A 647-nucleotide genomic window follows, 5' to 3' on the forward strand; every position below is an offset into this window, starting at 1 on the left:
CGCTCAGCGCACCGTCGCGCCGATAGGCGCGCTTAGCGAACCATCGCCGCCACGTTGCCGCCATCGACGGTGAGCACGGCGCCGGTGGTGCGCTCCATGCGGGCCAGGGCCACGAAGGCGTCGGCCACGTCGCTGGCGCGCACCTCGGCCCCCAGCAGGTTGCCGGCCATGTAGAGCTCCTCGCTGAGGCCGCGGGCGGCGGAGCGCTCCTTGATCATGGTGTCGTCGAGCAGGCCTGAGCGGATGCGGTCGGCGTTGATGGCATTGACCCGCACGGCCGCCTCGCCTTCCTCCAGGGCGTACTGGCGCACCAGGGCCAGCAGGGCCGCCTTGCTGATGCCGTAGGCGCCGAAGTTGGGGCCGGGATTGAGGGCCTGCTTGCTGACGTTGAACAGCAGCTGGCCCCCCAGCACCGGGCGGCCGCCATCGCTGGGGCGGTCCTGGGCGCGGAACACCGCCAGCGCCGCCTTGGCCACGTGCTGGTGGGCGAAGAAGTTGAGCTCGAAGCTGGCCCGCAGGTCGGCGTCGGCCAGGGTGGCCATCGGGCCGGTCCAGGCGGCGCCGGCATTGCTCACGACGATGTCGAGGCCGCCGAAGTGGGCCGCCACCGCCGCGACGGCGGCCTGGACCGCCGCCGGGTCGGTGAC

Annotated in this window: 1 protein-coding gene; it reads right to left on the reverse strand. The window is 73.1% G+C overall.

What is annotated here, in order from left to right:
• Positions 1 to 32 precede the first annotated feature (32 nt).
• Positions 33 to 647 (reverse strand): SDR family oxidoreductase (locus VB737_RS17215; protein WP_500314772.1); only part of this gene is annotated, 615 nt, incomplete at its 5' end.

It is taken from the genome of Synechococcus sp. BA-120 BA3, assembly GCF_034931285.1.
Lineage (GTDB): Bacteria > Cyanobacteriota > Cyanobacteriia > PCC-6307 > Cyanobiaceae > Cyanobium.